The organism is Modestobacter italicus (assembly GCF_000306785.1).
Taxonomy (GTDB): domain Bacteria; phylum Actinomycetota; class Actinomycetes; order Mycobacteriales; family Geodermatophilaceae; genus Modestobacter; species Modestobacter italicus.
In genome coordinates this window covers 2,503,771-2,520,231 of sequence record NC_017955.1, presented here as the reverse complement: position 1 = coordinate 2,520,231, position 16,461 = coordinate 2,503,771, and the positions used below count along the sequence as shown (strand labels likewise).

The window sequence follows — 16,461 nt, the reverse complement described above, 5'->3', positions numbered from 1 at the left end:
GCTGCGCACGAGCCCCGTCAGATGGCAGGTGGGTGCTCAGTTGTCCATAGAGGCAGCGCCTGGATGCCGCCGAGACTTGGCCCGGCCTGGCGAGGCATCGACTCCCCTCCCCGCCCGCGCCGTCATCAGACAAGATCATGACTGACACACCTCATGCATCTGCGGTAATAGACGGGCTCCGTCACCGAGGCGGGGTGCTCGCGGGCGTCACCGGCGAGGCTCGACCTTTTGCTGCCCGCCGTGTTCTGTCGTGGCCTTCGTAGTGAGTGCCCGCCGGTGACGTTCGCCGAGGTCCGGGCGGCTGACGCTTGATAGGAGCATGGGCTCACGGCGGCCCGCAGATGCATGCGCTGCGCCCGGGCACCGGCGGTTCGCCAGCTCGCTGGACCGGGATGGAGACGCATGCTCGCCGGGATCGACACCCACAAAGACACCCTCGCCGTCGCGGTCATCGATGACACCGGCCGCCCGGCGGTGGTCACTGAGCTGGCCAACACCGAGGCCGGCTTCGACGCTCTGGAACTGCTGCTGGAGGAGCACACGGTGACCCGGGTGGGCATCGAGGGCTCGGGCAACTACGGCCGCGGTGCCGCGGTCCGCCTCGTGCTCACCGGCGGGCTGGAGGTGGTGGAAGTACCACCGAGCCTGACCAGCCGGGAACGCTCGGGCCGGCCCGGGCAGGGCAAAACCGACCCGGTCGATGCGGTCGCCATCGCCCGGATCACCGCCCGCGAGGCCGGGCTGCCGGCGGTCCGGTTGGCCATCGGCGTGGCCGCGGACCTGCGGGCGCTGGCGGACTACCGCGCCCAGCTGGTGGCCGAGCGCACCGCGCTGGCCAACCGCACCCACTCCGAGCTGCACGGCCTGCTGCCCGGCTACCAGGCCACCATCCCCCGGCTGACCGCCCCGACGTTCCTCACCGCCGCGCAAGACCTGCTCGACGGCGACACCAGCGTGCGGGCGCAGCTGACCCGCCGCCGGCTGATCCGCCTGGCCCAGCTCACCGCCGAGATCCGGGACCTCACCGGGCTGATCGCCACCGCGATCGCCGAGGTCGAGACCGGGCTGACCGACCTCTACGGCGTCGGCCCGGTGGGCGCGGCCACCATCCTCGGCGAGGTCGCCGACATCCGCCGCTACCGCTCCCGGCACGCCTTCGCCGCCGCCAACGGCACCGCCCCCATCCCGGCCTCCTCCGGGCGCACCACCCGGCACCGGCTCAACCGCTCAGGCAACCGAACCTTGAACCGGGTGCTCTACACGATCGCGATCACCCAGATCCGCGCCGACACCGAGGGCCGGGCCTACTACCTGCGCAAACGCGCCGAAGGGAAGACCAGCCGGGAAGCCCTGCGCTGCCTCAAACGACGACTCTCCGACGTCGTCTACAAGACCCTGCAGGACGACCTCGCGGCTCACCCGCTACCGGAGCTGGCCGGCGCCGCCGCACCGGGACGGTGAGTGCGGCAGCGGCAAACGGGACGCGTCTCTACGGCCGAAGCCAGCTGCGCGACAGGCTTGCAGTCCCGAACCTGATCTTCGCTACGGCCAGTCCACCGCACCCACCGCCGAACCGGACGCTACGCCCGACCAGCGTTGACACATAGGAGCTCACTCTGGATTCTCTTTACGTCGTGACGACTGGGCGACACCGACGACGACGGAAGCGCGCCTGGTTCCTGCATGCCGCGACGACGCCGGTCCAAGCCGTCCAGGTCGGCGATTCCCGCCGTCGATCGCTCAAGGTCGGGCACACACCATCCAGGTGAAGAATCGACCGACTGGCTCGCCTCAGATGGGCCAGCGGAAAGCCGGCTCCGACGTCTCGAAACGCGCACGTGCGGCTGGTGTGGCGGCCCCATCGCGGTGAAGGACCGGGGCCGCATCCCGAAGTGGTGTTCTCCCTCCTGTCGCCAGCGGGCGTGGGAGCAGTCCCGCGCGGCCGCCTCGGGCCTGTCAGCGACCCACCTCGTCGAGCGCACCGTCAAGGTCCCGGTGCCGATACAGCCGACACGCAAAGACTGGCCACGACTTCTCCATGAGCTTGCCTGCCAGATCGACGACGGCCGCATCTACGACCGAGATCTCAACGACCTGGCCGTGGCGATCGACGCCGTCGTCGATGCCTACCGCCGACGTCCCTGGGTCCGGGCATTCCATCGTCCCGTGCCCCCACACAGGGGCCGGTGGCCCAGCCAGGGGTGACCTGTCCGCCGCGGGGCGCCCAGAGCGAGCCCTGTTCCCATGCCACGTCGCTCGTTCTTGCTGATCACTCATGGCGACGTCATCCCGCCGGCGCGCGGGCACGGCGGCAACGTGCGCCGCCTACCTGTCAGTGACCGGTCTGCAACCGACGCCTCTCCCACTGAGGCCCAGCTTCGGCGCAGCACGGTGGCGATCGCCGTGGGCCCACGACGACGCGCGGAGGATGAGAGCCGTATGGACCTCGAAGAGCTCAGGGCCTGCCGGTCCGCCGTCATCACCATCGCCGACGCAGCAGCCGTGCTCGGTGTCGATGCCCGAACCGTGTCACGTGCGGTGCAGTGTGGCGAGCTGCCAGTCCTCCGGGTGGGCCGACGGCTTCTCATCCCCCGCCTCCCGTTGCTCGCGCGTCTCGGCGTCATCGACTCCAGCAGCGGAGCACCGCAGGACTCCCCCACCGTCGCCTGAGCCCGCCGGCGACTCGAGTCAGCCCGCGTACGTCGTCCGTCTCGGGGCTCAGCTCATCGACATGGGACCGGAACATCCGGCATGTTCCCCTCCATCTCGTGATACCGATCCTGATACTGCGCGCCCGGTATCCGGGGGTATCTAGAGGTGTTTCCGCCGCCCGCCAAGATCATCTGATCGCCGAACGTGCAGCTCAGCGCCTTGTGATGCTGCTCGATGCAGGTCGACTTACGTGAGTTCAAGTCCCCCCTCGGACACAGACACCAGAGCCCCCACGGTCACCGACCATGGGGGCTCTGTCGCGTACCTGGGCCGCTCCCGGGGGCCCTGGCTACCGCTCGGGGAACGGCCCGTTGTCGGCGCGCGTGTCGAGCCGGTTCAGCCGATCGGCACCGTCACCCGCGCGGGAGCCGCGGGAGCGGCCTCGACGTCGCCCTCCACCCGGACCACGGGCAGCAGCCTGTCGAGCCAGGCCGGCAGCCACCAGTTGGCCCTGCCCAGCAGCGCCATCGTCGCCGGCACGAGCACCATGCGCACCAGCGTCGCGTCGAGCGCGATCGCGACGGCGAGCCCCAGGCCGATCATCTTGACGAACGGGTTCGGGTTCGCGACGAAGGACAGGAACACCGCCGTCATGATCAGCGCGCCGCAGGTGATCACGCGGGCGCTGGACGCCAGCCCGCGCGCGACCGCCTCGACCGTGTCGCCGCTGGCGTCGTAGGCCTCGCGGACGCGCGAGACGAGGAAGACCTCGTAGTCCATTGACAGGCCGAACAGCACCGCGAAGAAGATGGCCGGCAGCGGCGAGGCGATGAGGTGGGTGCCCTCGAGCCCGATCAGCCCGCCGAGCCAGCCCCACTGGAAGACCGCCACGACGACGCCGTAGGCCGCGCCGATCGACAAGAGGTTCATGACGACGGCCTTGAGCGCCACGGTGACGGAGCGGAACACCACGACCAGGAGCACGAACGAGGCGGCCAGCACCGATCCCAGGAGCAGCGGCAGGGTCGAGTTGAGCGAGGTGGTCAGGTCGATCGCGAGGGCGGCCTGCCCGGTCACGTGGACGCCGTCCGGCGCAGCGTCGCGGATCCGCTCGAGCGTCGCCGCCGTGGCCGGGTCGGCCGGCGCGGTGGTCGGCAGCGCCGCGAGCACGGCCGTGGCGCCGTCGGTCGAGAACGTCGCCTCGGCGACCGAGCCGATGCCCGGGTCGTCGCCGATCCGCTCGGCGAGCAGCGGGACGTCGTCCGCGGACAGACCAGGACCCGAGAGGTCGGCGACGACGAGCAGCGGCGCGTTGATGCCGGGACCGAACCCCTCGGCGAGCAGGTCGTGCGCCTGCCGGTGCGTGGTGCTGACCGGCTCGTCGCCGGCGTCGGGGAAGCCGGTCCTCATCGACAGCGCCGGCGCGGCCAGCGTCAGGAGCAGCACCGACGCGACGACCAGGTACGGCCAGGGCCGCGCCGAGATGCGGTGGGACAGGCGCCACCAGGCACTCGCCTCGACGGGACGCGCGGCACGGCGCCGGCCGACGACGCGTCCGGCGTCGATGCGGTCACCGAGCAGCGACAGCAGCGCGGGCAGCAGGGAGAGCGCCGTCGCCACGGCGAACAGCACGACGAGCGACGTCGCCAGGCCGATCGATGCGAGCACGCCCGTGCCGGTGAGCACGAGGGCGGCCATGGCGAGCACCACCGTGGCGCCGGCGAAGAACACCGCGGTGCCGGAGGTGCCCATCGCGGCGGAGAGCGCCGTCGCGTTCTCCTGGCCCGCAGCGCGGTTCTCGCGGTAGCGGGACACGACGAACAGCGCGTAGTCGATGCCGACGCCGAGCCCGACCATCCCGGCGATCACGGGCGCGGAGGTGGAGACGTCCATGACCGCGGCGAGCAGCGTGATGCCGCCGAGCCCGGCCGCCACCGCGACCAGCGCCAGCGCGATCGGCACCAGTGCGGCGACGACGGTGCCGAACGCCACGACGAGCACGACGAGCGCCACGACGACGCCGACGGCCTCCGCGCCCGACGGCTCGGGCTCGGAGTTCAGGAACACGGCCTCCCCACCGACCTCGGCGGTGAGCCCGGCGTCGCGCGCCGGGGCGAGGGCCGCGGCGAGCGCCTCGGCGGGCTGGGGGCCGAGCTCCCCGGACGGCGCGTCCAGGACGATGTCGGCGAACCCGATCCGCCCGTCGGTCGAGATGGCGCCGCTGGCGAAGGGCTCGCTCACCGCCGTGACGCGTTCCGTCGCGCGCAGCCGGACGAGCGTCGACTCGAGGTCGTCCCGGTAGGCGTCGAGCCGCTCGCCCTCGGGCGCCGCGAAGACGGCGACGGCGTTGCCGCCCGTCGCCTCGGGGAACCGCTGCTCGAGCAGCTCGGTCGCGGCGGCGCTGTCGCTGCCCGGTGCGGTGAAGTCGTCGAGGTACGCGCCGCCCAGCGTGCTGGAGAGCACGACGACGAGCGCGGCGAGGAGGGCCCAGACGCCGATCGTCCGCCCGGGGCGGCGGGCGCTCGCGGTGCCGATCCGTCGGATCCAGCGGTTCATGGTCGCTCCAGGGGGTGGTGGGAATGCGGCACCTCGGACTGTTCGCGCCGGCCCGGGGGCTGTCGCCCGGCGCGGGACGGGTCCGAGCGGCCGCGGTCTCCCCCTGGAGGTGGGGACCGGCGTCCCCCGCCGGACCGGCGACAGCGGAGCTGGGCGCGCCTACGTTCCTCGCATGCGACCCGGCCCGTTCACCCGATGGCCGAGGGCGGCCGACGCCGCCCTCGCCGCGGTGCTGTTCGCGCTCGCGGTTTCGATCAGGGAGGGCCCCGGCGATGCGCTGCGGTGGCGCGCGGCCGTCGACGTCCCGATCTGGGCGCTGCTGCTGGTCGCGGTGGCCAGCGCCGCGCTCTACTGGCGCCGGCGCGCACCGGCGGCCGTGCTCGCGGTCGTGCTGGCCGCCTGGGCGCTGCTGCTGGGGAGCGACTTCTCCGTCGTCGGCGGGCAGGCGCTCTTCGCCGTCTACGCCCTCGGTCGGTACGGGACGGCCGACCGGTGGGGGCACGTCGGCGTCGACGCCGCGCTCGTCGTGCTCGTGCTGGACGGCATCACCGCGGACGAGCCCTGGGGTGGGGTGGCCTTCGGCGTCGTCGTCTTCGTCGCCGTCTGGGACGTCGGGCGCCGGCTGCGGACGCGCGCCCAGCGAGCCGCGGCACGCGTGCGCGAGCTCCAGGAGCGGGAGCAGCGGATCGTCGCGGACGAGCGCGCCCGCATCGCCCGCGAGCTGCACGACGTCGTCGCGCACCGGGTGAGCCTGATGACGGTCCAGGCGGGCGCGGCGAAGACCGTCGCGTCGAGCGACCCCGAGGCAGCGGCGCGCGCCATGGGCGCGGTCGAGGAGGCCGGCCGGCAGGCGCTGGACGAGCTGCGTCACCTGCTCGGCGTGCTGCGCCCCTCGGCCGGATCGGCGGACACCGAGCCGCAGCCGGGTCTGGCCGACCTCCCCGCGCTGGTGGCGCGGATGCGCGAGGCGGGCCTGGACGTCGACCTGCGGATCGACGGCGTGACCCGGGGGCTGCCCGCGCGGGTGGAGCTGTCGGCCTACCGGATCGTGCAGGAGAGCCTGACGAACGTGGTGAAGCACGCGGGACCCGGCGCGCGCACCGACGTCCGGCTCACGACGGAGGGACGGGACCTCGTCGTCGAGGTGCGCGACGACGGCAGCGGGGCGACGTCGCTGCCCGGCGCCGGGCACGGCATCGTCGGCATGCGCGAGCGCGCGCAGCTGCTCGGCGGCGCCCTCGACGTCGGCCCGCGTCCGGACGGCGGGTTCGCCGCGCGGGCCCGCCTGCCGCTCGACGGCGGCGCGTCATGACGGTCCGGGTGGCCGTCGTCGACGACCAGGCGCTCGTGCGCGGCGCCTTCGCGATGGTGCTGAACCACCAGCCGGACATCGAGGTCGTCGCGGAGGCCGGCACCGGCGTCGAGGCGATCGAGGTCACCCGCCGGCATCGGCCCGACGTCGTGCTGATGGACATCCGCATGCCGGAGATGGACGGCCTGGAGGCCACGGTGCGCATCGTCGCCGAGCTCGGCGACGCGGTGCGGGTGCTCATCCTCACGACGTTCGAGCCGGACGAGTACGTCTACCGGGCGCTGCGCGCGGGAGCCAGCGGCTTCGTCCTCAAGGACCTGCCGCCCGAGCAGCTGGTCGTCGCCGTCCGCACGGTGGCCGATGGCGGCGCACTGCTCGCGCCGTCGATCACCCGGCGGCTGATCGGGCGCTTCGCGGAGCAGCGCGCGCCCGACACCGCCCTCGCCGGACGGCTGGAGAGGCTGACCGCCCGGGAGCGCGACGTCGTCACCGCCGTCGCGCGGGGGCGGAGCAATGCCGAGATCGCGCGCGAGCTGTACATCGGCGCGGCGACGGTCAAGTCGCACGTGTCGAGCGTGCTCACCAAGCTCGGCCTGCGCGACCGCGCCCAGGTGGTGGTGTTCGCCTACGAGGCCGGGCTCGTCGAGCCGGGATCCTGAACGGGCGCGGCCTGCGGATCGCCGGCGAGGCAGCAGGTCAGCCGGGGACGACGTCGGGCACGACGTCCTGACTCCCCGTGGGCGGCCGGACGTGGTCGTCACGCACCGGTGGCCGGGGTGGCAGCACGGGCGGCTCGGGCGTCAGGTCCTCGTACGGCACCTGGGTGAGCAGGTGGTTGATCACGTTGAGCCGGGCCCGCTTCGTGACCTCGGCTTCCACGGCCCGCCACGGCGCCTCAGGGATGTCCGTGGCAGCGACCAGGGGTTGAACTCGTCCTCGCTGCGGCCGGGTCACGTCCCGGAGGCTCCAAGACGCTCATGCGTGTGCGGAAGTACCGTGTCGCCCCTCGGACACCGAGTTGAACCCCCACGGCCTCACTGGCTGATGGGGGTTCGTCCGCTTCTGGCATCGGCATGTCCGCTGGATGGCTGTAGGACTACGTCAGCCGACCAGGGGGTCGGTGACGGCAGGTCAGCTGTCCCCTCATCGGCGGTGCCGCCGGTGGTCCTGCGGCAGTCTCGACCCAACCTGTCACCACTCCGTGCAGGAGTCCCCCAACTTTCGGGCGTGACGTGTTCCAAGCTGGGGGGCACTGGGGCGGAGCATGCACTGCGCGGGCCCGGCGGACGAGGGAGGACCGCCTCTAGCAGCTCCATCCAAGGCACTTCTGCTCCCCAATGTACTTCCGGCCAACGTAGCCGGCATGGTCGCGATGCCGCCGCTAGTTCCGGTTGAGGCCGTGCTGCCGGGAGAGGAGCGCCCGCTTGTAATGGGCTTCCGCCGCATCGACCTCAGCGGTAGTCGCGATCGGGCCGAACACACGCAAGATGCTGAAGATGAAGTGCCGACGGTGAGTCACGTCGATCTCTGCAAGTTCGCGAAGCGCGACGTTGCCGCCGTGGCCGTCGCGGGCGTAGGCACTCCACCGACCCAGAAGGCGCTCCGTGCCGTCCGCTTTCCCGACGTACAGCTCGCCGCTGCTGGTGTCTGCGACGAGGTAGACGCCCTGGACGGCGGCCAGCGCTGTCCTCCACTCCGCGTATCGCGAGTCTTCGACCACTGCCAGCAGCTCGTCGTGCGTGATGAGGACGTTGTCGAAGCCCGGGAACGGCACGCGGGCAGGGTCGGCGATCTCGACCACCGGCATCTGCCCGGCCTTCCCGCCTGCCTTGGCCCAGTTGATCGTGTCGTTCGACCACTCGATGACGAGCCGGTCCCGAAGCGAGACGAGAACGTCGGATTCGTGGAGATCGAAGTACCGCAGGACGTCGGTCCGCTCAGCCAGAACTTCACCCCTGTTCTCGTAGGCAGCGAGGAACCGGGAGCGTCGCTTGCCATCCGCCACGAAGTTGAGCCACAAGGCAGGTGGATCCCTCGGGATCTTGCTCTGCCGGATCGACTGGGCTCGGGAGTAGTTGAGGACGTTCTCGACCGTAGCGTCGTGCGGGCCGGCGAGGCCGTCGGCGCTGTAGGTATGCCGGACGAGGAGCACGTCGTCCGTCGCGATGCCCGCCACGTTCAGCAGGTCGGCGAGGCTCAGGTCACCGTGCAACGGGGATGCCTCGGTTGACTGCATGATCGAAACTTACGGGCCGCGCCAGGGTGGCAGCTGCATGCACTCGGTTCGGCCCCGCGATCGGGCTGCACTCAGGAGCCCCTCCCGTAGTACGTCCCTCGTCCGGGCAGCTGCTCAGCCGGGTGACAGGCGTGTGCAGAAGTACCGTGTCGCCCTTCGGACACCGAGTCGAAGCCCCACGGCCTCTGGGCTGTGGGGGCTCTCATTTCTCCCCTAGCCTCCCGACCAGGGATCGGTGGGCATCCGAGGGGGCAGCGATGAAGGCGATCGTCCAGCGCGAGTACGGATCCCCCGACACCTTGCGCCTCGAGGACGTCGACCGGCCGGACGCCGGCCCGGGGCACGTGCTCGTTCGGGTCCGCGCCGCTTCGGTCAACGCGGCTGACTGGCACGTCATGCGCGGCGACCCCAAGCTCGCCCGGCTGCAGCTCGGTCTGCGCCGCCCGAAGGCCCCCGTCCGCGGCCGCGACTTCGCCGGCGAGGTCGCCGAGGTCGGCACCGGAGTGAGCCACATGCTGCCCGGCGACGAGGTGTACGGCGAGACGGGCATGACCGATGGCGCCTTCGCCGAGTACGTCCGTGCACCGGCCGGCCAGGTCGCGCCCAAGCCCGACGGTCTGACGTTCGAGGAGGCGGCAGCCCTGCCACTGGCCGGCTGCACCGCGCTGCAGGCGCTCCGCGATGTCGCGCGCGTGCAGCCCGGCCAGCGGCTGCTGGTCAACGGCGCCTCGGGTGGGGTCGGCACCTTCGCCGTCCAGATCGGCAAGGCCCTCGGCACACACGTCACGGCCGTCTGCAGTACCCGGAACCTGGATCTGATGCGCTCGCTCGGCGCAGACGCCGTCGTCGACTACACGACCGAGGACGCCCTCGCCGCCGGTGAACGCTTCGACGTCGTGCTCGATCTGGTGGGCAACCGTAGCCTCCGTGAGTTGCGCGGGGTCCTGACCGAGCGGGGAACCCTGGTGCTGTCCGGCGGAGGGGTGTTTGACGGCGGCAGCCTGATCGGGCCGATGGCCCTGATCGTCCGCGGCGGGCTGGTCGGCCGCGTGGTCCGTCAGCGGATCGCGCCGTTCACTGCGACGCCGACCGCGGAGCGACTGACCGCGTTGGCTCAGCTGGCTGAGTCCGGACGAGTCCGCCCGGTGATCGACCGCGCCTACTCGCTGGCCGAGGTGCCGATCGCGATCCGCTACCTGGAGACCGAACACGCCTCTGCCAAGGTCGTCGTCACCGTCCCCTGAGCGTCATCGGCCGCGCCCCGCGCCATCCCCGCTTGGTTGCGGTGGGACGCAGCCAACGTGTGCGTGTGTAGCGTGTCGCCCCTCGGACACGGTCCCCGGTGTTCTTGCAGGTCAGGATCCCAGGGTAGTGCCATGTCAGGGGCTGGAAGTGCCTCGTGACACCGCTCTTGACACGTCACGGCCCGCGTTGTCGCCAGCCTCGAGCAGCGCCGCGAACGGGGCGGCCACATGCGGGGTGCACGTGCTGGTGGTCGCAGAGGGTGATGCTCGCGCCGGCGTGGCCCAGCGTTCGGAGACGACCGTGACAGCGCCTCCCCCACGGCGTTGCGCGGCTGGCGGGCAGCCGCGTCGGCCAGCCACTCGGCGCTGCGCGCGATGTCGGGGCGTGCACGGGTGCCGCGCTTGCGAGTGACGCAGTCGCTGGCTGACCGGCACCACGGTGCTACCGGATCTCATGGCCCGCCGGCATCACGGCGGGCCCGATCCCGGTCAGCCGTTACGCGGACGCAGGCGGTCAGCGATGGGGCCGAGAAGCGGCTCGACCGTTGTGAGGACCGCGATCGAAGAGCCATCGCGGAGGTCGGAAGAGAGGACCATGAGCACCATGCTGTCGAGCCTGGGAGCGCACGCCCTGTCGGCCATCGGTCCGGCCCACCGGATTGCTCAGAAGGCCGGGTTCGACGAGGTAGCGGACTTCCTCCATCCGATGGCCACGCACAAGCGCCAGTTGGAAGTCCGTGAGTACGGCGAGCAGTTGCAGGCGGCGCTCGGGTCCCAGGAGGACGGCGACACGACGGGCGAGGGGACGGAGCCCAGTGCTGCCCCGGGGGACGGTGCGGAGACGAGTGCGGTCGCCGCACCCAGCAGTTCCGATGCGACCACCCCGATCGACGACGGGGACGGGTCTCTCCTCGGGGGTGTCGGCCGAGCGATCCACGGCGTCCGCGGGTGGATCTCCGATGCCTGGTGACGGCCGCCGTCACCAACACGTCGACCACACATCGGCCGGGACCATGCTCGTGAGCTGACCTGCTTCTGAACAGCCCAGCCCGCGGCCGCGCCCCGGCCACGTGATCGCCCCGGGAGTCCGGGCAGGAGGGGGTGGCCTCTCATGCGGCCGTCTGACCGGAGCGGGCGGGGTTCCGCCGCGTCCGAGGGGCACGACCAGGCGCATCCGACCGCGCGCGGAGGACGTGGACCAGCCACCTCCGACTCCAGGGCGCCGGTGCTCGTGGACACGATCGCCGGGACCTACGCGATGGCACCGTCCGAACTCGACTCCTGGCTGGACGTCTCCCGCCGGTTGGCAGCCTCCGATGCCGTGGCGCCGGCCGTGGCCGGTCGGCTCCGGGTTCTGTCGGCCCGGCTGCGAGGCGACCTGGGCAGGACGCGGTCAGCCGTCAGGGTGGCGGTCTTCCCCGCCGAGCAGCAGGCATTCGAGATGTCCCTGACGCAGACCCGTGCGCGACGGGAGCTCGCGCACGCAACCACCTGGCGGTGCCGCACCTGCGGTCGTTCCACCGCAGCTCCGCAGGCGTGCACCGACGGCCCCCATCAGGGCGCCCACGGCTCGCAGCCCATCAGCCGGCGGGATCAGCTCCTCGCGGCCGGCGCGACCGAGGCGGCGGTGAGGATCCGCGGTCTCGTGCAAAGGGCGTCCGACGTCCTGGCCGGCGTGGTCCGCGACGCGGTGCCGTGCCCGGCCTGCGGCGGACTGGAGCGGGTCCAGGGCTCCGATCCCGCATGCCCGCGCGACGGCACGCCGCAGCGTGAGACCGTCCTCGGCAAGTGTCTGACCTGCCGGATCTCCGTTCTCGGCCCCCCGGTCTCCTGGCTGCCCGCAACGCCGCCGGCGCAACTGGGCAAGAGGGAACTCGCGATCGCCGTCGACACCGCTGACCCACAGGAGCCGGTCGTCCTGCTGCACGGCGACGAGGCCGGCCTGCTGTCCCTTGCCGACCAGGCGGAGCTGCTGCAGGTCGCCTTGCTCCTGACGACGCTGCCCCCGGTTGACCAGCCCCAGCCGCTCACCGACGTCCTGATGCCCTTGGCCCGACGTCTTGCGGCCCACCTGCTCGTGCCTGCCCGTGGAGCGCGTCTTCTGACGGTGTCCCCGGCAGAGCGGGACGTGCTCGACACGGTGGCCGCGCTGTTCGTCGCCGGTAGAGCGGCGGAATCCCGCCGCAAGCTCATCTGCGTCTCCTGCGGGCACACCAGGCCGGACGACCGTGACGCCCGCCGTCGGCAGCAGGACCTCCAGCGCCGACGAACGTTGCTCACCTCCGCGGCGTCCGCCGGCGTGCTGTCGGTGGTCAGCCAGAACCCGGCACCGCTGGCTCTGGTCGTCAAGTCGCTGATGCTGGGCAGGTCCGGTGCGCCGAGTTCATGCCCGGCGTGTGCCGAACCCGTCGCGGTCTCCGCCCCTGTCCCCGTGTGCCCCAGGTGCCTGTCCGACGTCCGCGTTCCCAGTGATGAGTCGTGTACCGGCTGTGGGCACCGTTTCGCCCTCGGCCCCCCGCGGGATTCCCTGTTCGCGCGCAGCGCGGATCAGGTCTTCTGGGTGGACCTCGCCCATCCGGTCGGCAAGCCGCCGCTCGCGGGCGTGTTCGGGCGCGGCGGCCGGGACCCGTCGCCCGAGCCCGTGCCGCTGGTGCGCTCCGTGGACGGCGCGGTGCGGCTCGAGGACGGCGACGTCGTGGTGCACAACTCCGCGGGGGGCGGCAGGCTCCCGACGCACCTCATCCGAGACGTCGTCCTCATCGAGCCGCACGGAGCCGATCCCGGCTGGTTGAGGTTCGTCCCAGCAGGTGGCCCAGCGACGGACGCCGGTCGGCCGCCCGTGCGCTCGGCTGCGGCTGCGGCTGCGGCGCACCTGGATCCCGTCGCGCTCCTCATCGACCCGCCGCAGCTGCCGGCCGCCCTGTCGGTGCAGGCCTGGTTGCGGTCGCGACGTGACGCCTGACCAGCGCACCTGGACGGTCGACGACCGACCAGCCCGAAAGCACGATGGCCATGGACTCGCCCGGACCCTCGCTGGGCCTGGGCTGAGCGAAGCCCCGGGGGGCAGGGAAGCGTGGTAGGCCTGCGCAGGCCTCCGTCGTTGCAAGGATCGGCTTGTCGTGGGCCGACAACTGCCAGACCACGCCACCTCAGGAGGGGTTGATCGAGCGTTCGCCTGACGCACGCGTGAGGTCGGGCAGCCCGAAGACATCCGGCGCCCGGCGAGCGGCCTGGATCAGCGCAGATTCCGCCGCAGCGGCTCGGATGTTCAACTCCTTCTTGACGGCGGAGCCCACGTCTGGCCTGTCGATGGTGTCCATGAAGTGCACAACCGCCCAATAGAAGTCGTCCACCTCCGCCAGGACCGTGTCGTCGAGGACCATCCGCGCCAAGACGGAACTGCCGCGGAACGCCGAGTCCTCCTCTTGTCTGGTCCCAGTTCCCGACCCGATGAACGCATGTGCCGCGGTGATCATGTCGACCAGCGTCTCCCGGCTCAGGCGTTGATCGGCCGTTGTGCGATCTGCGAGCGCATTCTTTCTGTTGACGTAGACGGTAAAGCCCTGAGTGATGAGCGCACCGAGGACGATCCCGCTGATGGTGAAGACCGGAATCCCCCACCACGGCTGAGTCTGCGCTGAAGCAGCCGCGAGCTGCATACCGCGAGGCTAGACGAGTTGGCCTGCCGGCAGGCAGGACCGAGGGTCGTTGCAGGGGCAGGCGGATGGCGTCCGGACTCGTGTCCCTCGGACCACCGTCGCGTGACTGCGCGGACCGTCCTCCTCGAGCAGTGAGGGGCGGCGCCGATGCACAGCGAGCCGCTCGCCGGTCGCGGGTAGGTGTCCCCTGCCGACCCCCGGACCTCGTCATGGTGCCGAGCAACCGCGTCGGACCTCGATGGCCGACGTCGCGGCGGCGCGCCCGACTGCACGACCTCCCCTCCTTGACGTACTCCCGGAAGATCGCCGTCTCGAGGGCATCGAGCCGGACGTGCCGTGAGCCGTCGGCCAGCGCCTCGACGGCACAGAACTGCGTCCCGTTCACGATGCCGGCGCCGGTGAGCTCGAAACGCCTCGCGATGTCCGCCCAGTCGATCAAGGCGATCAGCTTCAGGTGACCAGGCGTGCGTGTGCAGCGTGTCGCCCCTCGGACACCATGTGACGCACACCGGCGTCTTCCCACGTGGCCACCGGCGCTCGTCTGGACCCGCCGCGTTCCTCCTCTGGTCGGTCCAGGAGCAACGCTCGGGCCATCGTGGACATCAGGAGGTGCTGGCTCTCGGCGATCTCTTGGACTGCAGCGAACCGCTCATCCGAGAGGCGGACATCGAACATCCGACTCGCCTGGTTCGGGCGGCTGGTGAACGTGCCGTCCGGAAACGGCTCGCCGGTGCCGGCCTCCGCCTCGCGTCGCCGGGCGTACTCGCGCGCGGCGCCAGCCTCGTGATTCGACCGCCGCGTCGGCCACGACCTCCGGAACTCCACGGAGGCGAACGTGCTCAGCGGTTCAACGACGGAAGTACAGGCGGATGGCCGTTCCCGTGGGACTGGAAGCAACGGCGGCGTCATCGGCGAGACTCCACGCGAGCCACATTCCACGGCCTCCCGCGAGATCGGCGGCGGGAGGGACGTAGCCGCGCGTCTCATCGGGCAGCCCTGGTCCGGTGTCGGCGACCTCGACGACCAGGGTCTCGTGGTCGGTCCAGAACGCCACCTCGACGAACGGGGCGACCCGGAGCGCGTTGGTGAGCAGTTCGTGCGTCGCCAGGACGACGTCGTCGGCTCGCTCCCGCCAGCCGTCGATCACCGCCGCGGCCAACGCCCGGCGTGCCTCCTGCGGTGCGGTGACGGTCCACACGGCCGAGTGCCCGGGTCTCGCGTCCCATTCCGGCTGCACCGATCGGAGGAACCGCGTTGGGTCCTCGTACGCGGCCGCCTCCACCGGTGCGTGCCCGCTCCAGGTGAGCGGGTGCGTGCGGACCACCGCGTCGAGCACCGACGTCGGGAGCCGCCGCCGGTCGTGCAGGCAGAGGCTGTAGTACGGCATGGCGGCGTAGCACCGGTTCGCGACAGCCTCGAAGCGACTCCACTCCCGGCCGTCTTCGCGTGCCAGCCACACCGGCTCCGCGACCAGCCGCCAGGTCGGCGCAGCGGACCGCAGGGTCCGTAGGTCGCGGTCGTAGGCGTGCAGCGTCCCGTGGCCACCACGCCACCAGGTCTCCGCGGCGGCGAAGGTCGCCAGCCGGCGAACGTCCTGCCCCAGCTCCGCGGCCAGGAGCCTGCGGACCCGCTTGCCGGCGACGACGAGGACCGGTTCCCCACGGGACAGCCCTTCCACCGTGAAGGGCACGATCCGGTCGAGGACCTCCTGATCAGTGGCGAAGAGGAACGCCTCGTGCGCGAAGGTCGTGCCGTCCCACTCGCCGGTCGGACGCATCGAAGTCATGTGCAGACCGCCTGCCCATCGGCCAGGTCGAACAGCTGCAGGCATCGGCCGACGGGCCGCCGAGCTCGGACGAGCCGCAGGTGGACGCCCACCTCCCCGAGCAGGCGGACGGCCGTGGCCAGCATGCGCGCACCAGCCACGTCGAGGAACTCGAGGTCCGCCAGATCCAGCACCACCTCGCCGGGCGCATCCCGTGTCACGTCGACGAGGGCGCGCAACACAGCGTCGGCAAGGCTCAGGTCCACCTCCCCGCGCAGGGACAGCCACGGTCCTCGCTCGCAGAGGCATCCCAGCACCCGTCCCCCGTGGTGCTGATCGGGATGCAGGACGGCAAGCGGCCGCAGGACGTCGTCATCCAGCCACGAGTCGTACAAGCACAACGCCGTCAGAGCAACAGACGCCGTCATCCGGTCGGCCAGTCGCTCGTAGACGTGCAGCTGCCGACGGTCAACGGAACCGCGTTGGGCCAGCGTGGTGACGTCTGCGGCCACCCGCAGACCGGTTCGACCACGCCCGAGCGCGGCCGCCACCTGTCTGCGGTACGACTCCATCTGCTCCACCGGCTCCAGTCCACGCGCCGGGTCGACGATGTCGCAGATGAGGCGCACCTCGAGCTGCCCACTGGCCAGCATCTGGTCTCGCTCGGGCAGGTCTGCGAGTCCATCCAGCAGGGCCGCCCGTGACGTTCCGGTCAGGAGCAGTTGCTCGCCGAGCCACCGTCCCTCATCGAGATAGGGCAGGACTGCGGCCGAGAAGTCCGAGGGATCGTCGAACGTCCAGAAGACGTGGTCGCCGTGCCTCAGGCCGGTCGGCGATGCCAGCTGCCGCAGAGCTGTCACCCCCGCGACGCTACTCCCGCAGCCCCACGGACGCGGGTGGATCATGGTGGCGGTGGGACGCCCGCCCGCGGGCAGGACAGCCTCGAGCCGTTCTCGCCTCAGCCCCGACGGAGGACCCCCTGCCTTGTCGTCGGCGCCTCGACACGGCCGCCTCGGCCTCCCCGTACCCCGAGCGCT

The 16,461-nt window shown here is 71.7% G+C and carries 13 protein-coding genes; 7 read left to right on the top strand and 6 right to left on the bottom strand.

The window, feature by feature from the left end; genetic code table 11:
- Positions 1-402: 402 nt before the first annotated feature.
- Entirely contained in the window at positions 403-1,461 is a 1,059-nt protein-coding gene (locus MODMU_RS12250; RefSeq protein WP_014740567.1) for an IS110 family RNA-guided transposase, read from the top strand.
- 978 nt (positions 1,462-2,439) lie between these two features.
- Complete coding sequence (locus MODMU_RS28495) at positions 2,440-2,670, top strand: excisionase family DNA-binding protein (RefSeq protein ID WP_041795224.1); 231 nt, start codon at positions 2,440-2,442, stop codon at positions 2,668-2,670.
- A gap of 378 nt (positions 2,671-3,048) precedes the next feature.
- On the opposite strand, the gene MODMU_RS12235 is transcribed toward MODMU_RS28495, so the two are convergent.
- Positions 3,049-5,208 carry an MMPL family transporter gene (locus MODMU_RS12235; RefSeq protein WP_014740564.1) on the bottom strand — a complete coding sequence of 720 codons (2,160 nt, stop codon included), beginning with the start codon at positions 5,206-5,208 and terminating at the stop codon, positions 3,049-3,051.
- A gap of 172 nt (positions 5,209-5,380) precedes the next feature.
- On the opposite strand from MODMU_RS12235, the gene MODMU_RS12230 reads away from it, so the two are divergent.
- A complete protein-coding gene (locus tag MODMU_RS12230) occupies positions 5,381-6,520 on the top strand; it encodes a sensor histidine kinase (RefSeq protein ID WP_014740563.1) in 1,140 nt (379 codons plus the stop codon).
- Positions 6,517-7,179 carry a response regulator gene (locus tag MODMU_RS12225; RefSeq protein ID WP_014740562.1) on the top strand — a complete coding sequence of 221 codons (663 nt, stop codon included), beginning with the start codon at positions 6,517-6,519 and terminating at the stop codon, positions 7,177-7,179. Before MODMU_RS12230 ends, MODMU_RS12225 begins: the two co-directional genes overlap by 4 nt.
- 37 nt (positions 7,180-7,216) lie before the next feature.
- Here MODMU_RS12225 and MODMU_RS12220 read toward each other — a convergent pair whose 3' ends face one another.
- Positions 7,217-7,474, bottom strand: a complete 258-nt coding sequence (locus MODMU_RS12220; protein WP_014740561.1) for a hypothetical protein — start codon at positions 7,472-7,474, stop codon at positions 7,217-7,219.
- A 427-nt stretch (positions 7,475-7,901) separates the two neighbouring features.
- The gene (locus tag MODMU_RS12215) at positions 7,902-8,756 is read right to left on the bottom strand and encodes a GIY-YIG nuclease family protein (protein WP_014740560.1); all 855 of its coding nucleotides are present in this window, start codon (positions 8,754-8,756) and stop codon (positions 7,902-7,904) included.
- Positions 8,757-9,013: 257 nt separating this feature from the next.
- Between MODMU_RS12215 and MODMU_RS12210 the strand changes: the two genes are divergently transcribed.
- The 3 genes from MODMU_RS12210 (at position 9,014) to MODMU_RS12200 (ending at position 12,962) form a co-directional block, all read left to right on the top strand.
- Positions 9,014-10,000 (top strand): NAD(P)-dependent alcohol dehydrogenase, encoded by a 987-nt coding sequence (locus MODMU_RS12210; protein ID WP_014740559.1) that lies wholly within the window; start codon positions 9,014-9,016, stop codon positions 9,998-10,000.
- Between the two features lie 595 nt (positions 10,001-10,595).
- A complete protein-coding gene (locus MODMU_RS12205; protein ID WP_014740558.1) occupies positions 10,596-10,970 on the top strand; it encodes a hypothetical protein in 375 nt (124 codons plus the stop codon).
- Positions 10,971-11,231: 261 nt separating this feature from the next.
- Positions 11,232-12,962: a hypothetical protein gene (locus MODMU_RS12200; RefSeq protein ID WP_166503474.1), complete on the top strand. Its 1,731-nt coding sequence runs from the start codon at positions 11,232-11,234 to the stop codon at positions 12,960-12,962.
- 187 nt (positions 12,963-13,149) lie between these two features.
- On the opposite strand, the gene MODMU_RS12195 is transcribed toward MODMU_RS12200, so the two are convergent.
- From MODMU_RS12195 to MODMU_RS12180, 3 genes are all read right to left on the bottom strand, one after another.
- On the bottom strand, positions 13,150-13,659 hold the full coding sequence (locus MODMU_RS12195) for a hypothetical protein (protein ID WP_014740556.1): 510 nt from the start codon (positions 13,657-13,659) through the stop codon (positions 13,150-13,152).
- An 847-nt stretch (positions 13,660-14,506) separates the two neighbouring features.
- The gene (locus MODMU_RS12185) at positions 14,507-15,445 is read right to left on the bottom strand and encodes an anti-sigma factor RsbA family regulatory protein (protein WP_014740554.1); all 939 of its coding nucleotides are present in this window, start codon (positions 15,443-15,445) and stop codon (positions 14,507-14,509) included.
- Positions 15,442-16,284 carry an MEDS domain-containing protein gene (locus MODMU_RS12180; protein ID WP_014740553.1) on the bottom strand — a complete coding sequence of 281 codons (843 nt, stop codon included), beginning with the start codon at positions 16,282-16,284 and terminating at the stop codon, positions 15,442-15,444. Before MODMU_RS12180 ends, MODMU_RS12185 begins: the two co-directional genes overlap by 4 nt.
- Positions 16,285-16,461: the final 177 nt, after the last annotated feature.

Excerpts from the sequence above, each read along its gene's own strand:
- MODMU_RS12225 (WP_014740562.1), top strand. The coding sequence starts at position 6,517 with ATGACGGTCCGGGTGGCCGTCGTCGACGACCAGGCGCTCGTGCGCGGC.
- MODMU_RS12205 (WP_014740558.1), top strand. The coding sequence starts at position 10,596 with ATGAGCACCATGCTGTCGAGCCTGGGAGCGCACGCCCTGTCGGCCATC.
- MODMU_RS12250 (WP_014740567.1), top strand. The coding sequence starts at position 403 with ATGCTCGCCGGGATCGACACCCACAAAGACACCCTCGCCGTCGCGGTC.
- MODMU_RS12195 (WP_014740556.1), bottom strand. The coding sequence starts at position 13,659 with ATGCAGCTCGCGGCTGCTTCAGCGCAGACTCAGCCGTGGTGGGGGATT.
- MODMU_RS12230 (WP_014740563.1), top strand. The coding sequence starts at position 5,381 with ATGCGACCCGGCCCGTTCACCCGATGGCCGAGGGCGGCCGACGCCGCC.
- MODMU_RS28495 (WP_041795224.1), top strand. The coding sequence starts at position 2,440 with ATGGACCTCGAAGAGCTCAGGGCCTGCCGGTCCGCCGTCATCACCATC.
- MODMU_RS12215 (WP_014740560.1), bottom strand. The coding sequence starts at position 8,756 with ATGCAGTCAACCGAGGCATCCCCGTTGCACGGTGACCTGAGCCTCGCC.
- MODMU_RS12210 (WP_014740559.1), top strand. The coding sequence starts at position 9,014 with ATGAAGGCGATCGTCCAGCGCGAGTACGGATCCCCCGACACCTTGCGC.
- MODMU_RS12235 (WP_014740564.1), bottom strand. The coding sequence starts at position 5,208 with ATGAACCGCTGGATCCGACGGATCGGCACCGCGAGCGCCCGCCGCCCC.
- MODMU_RS12185 (WP_014740554.1), bottom strand. The coding sequence starts at position 15,445 with ATGACTTCGATGCGTCCGACCGGCGAGTGGGACGGCACGACCTTCGCG.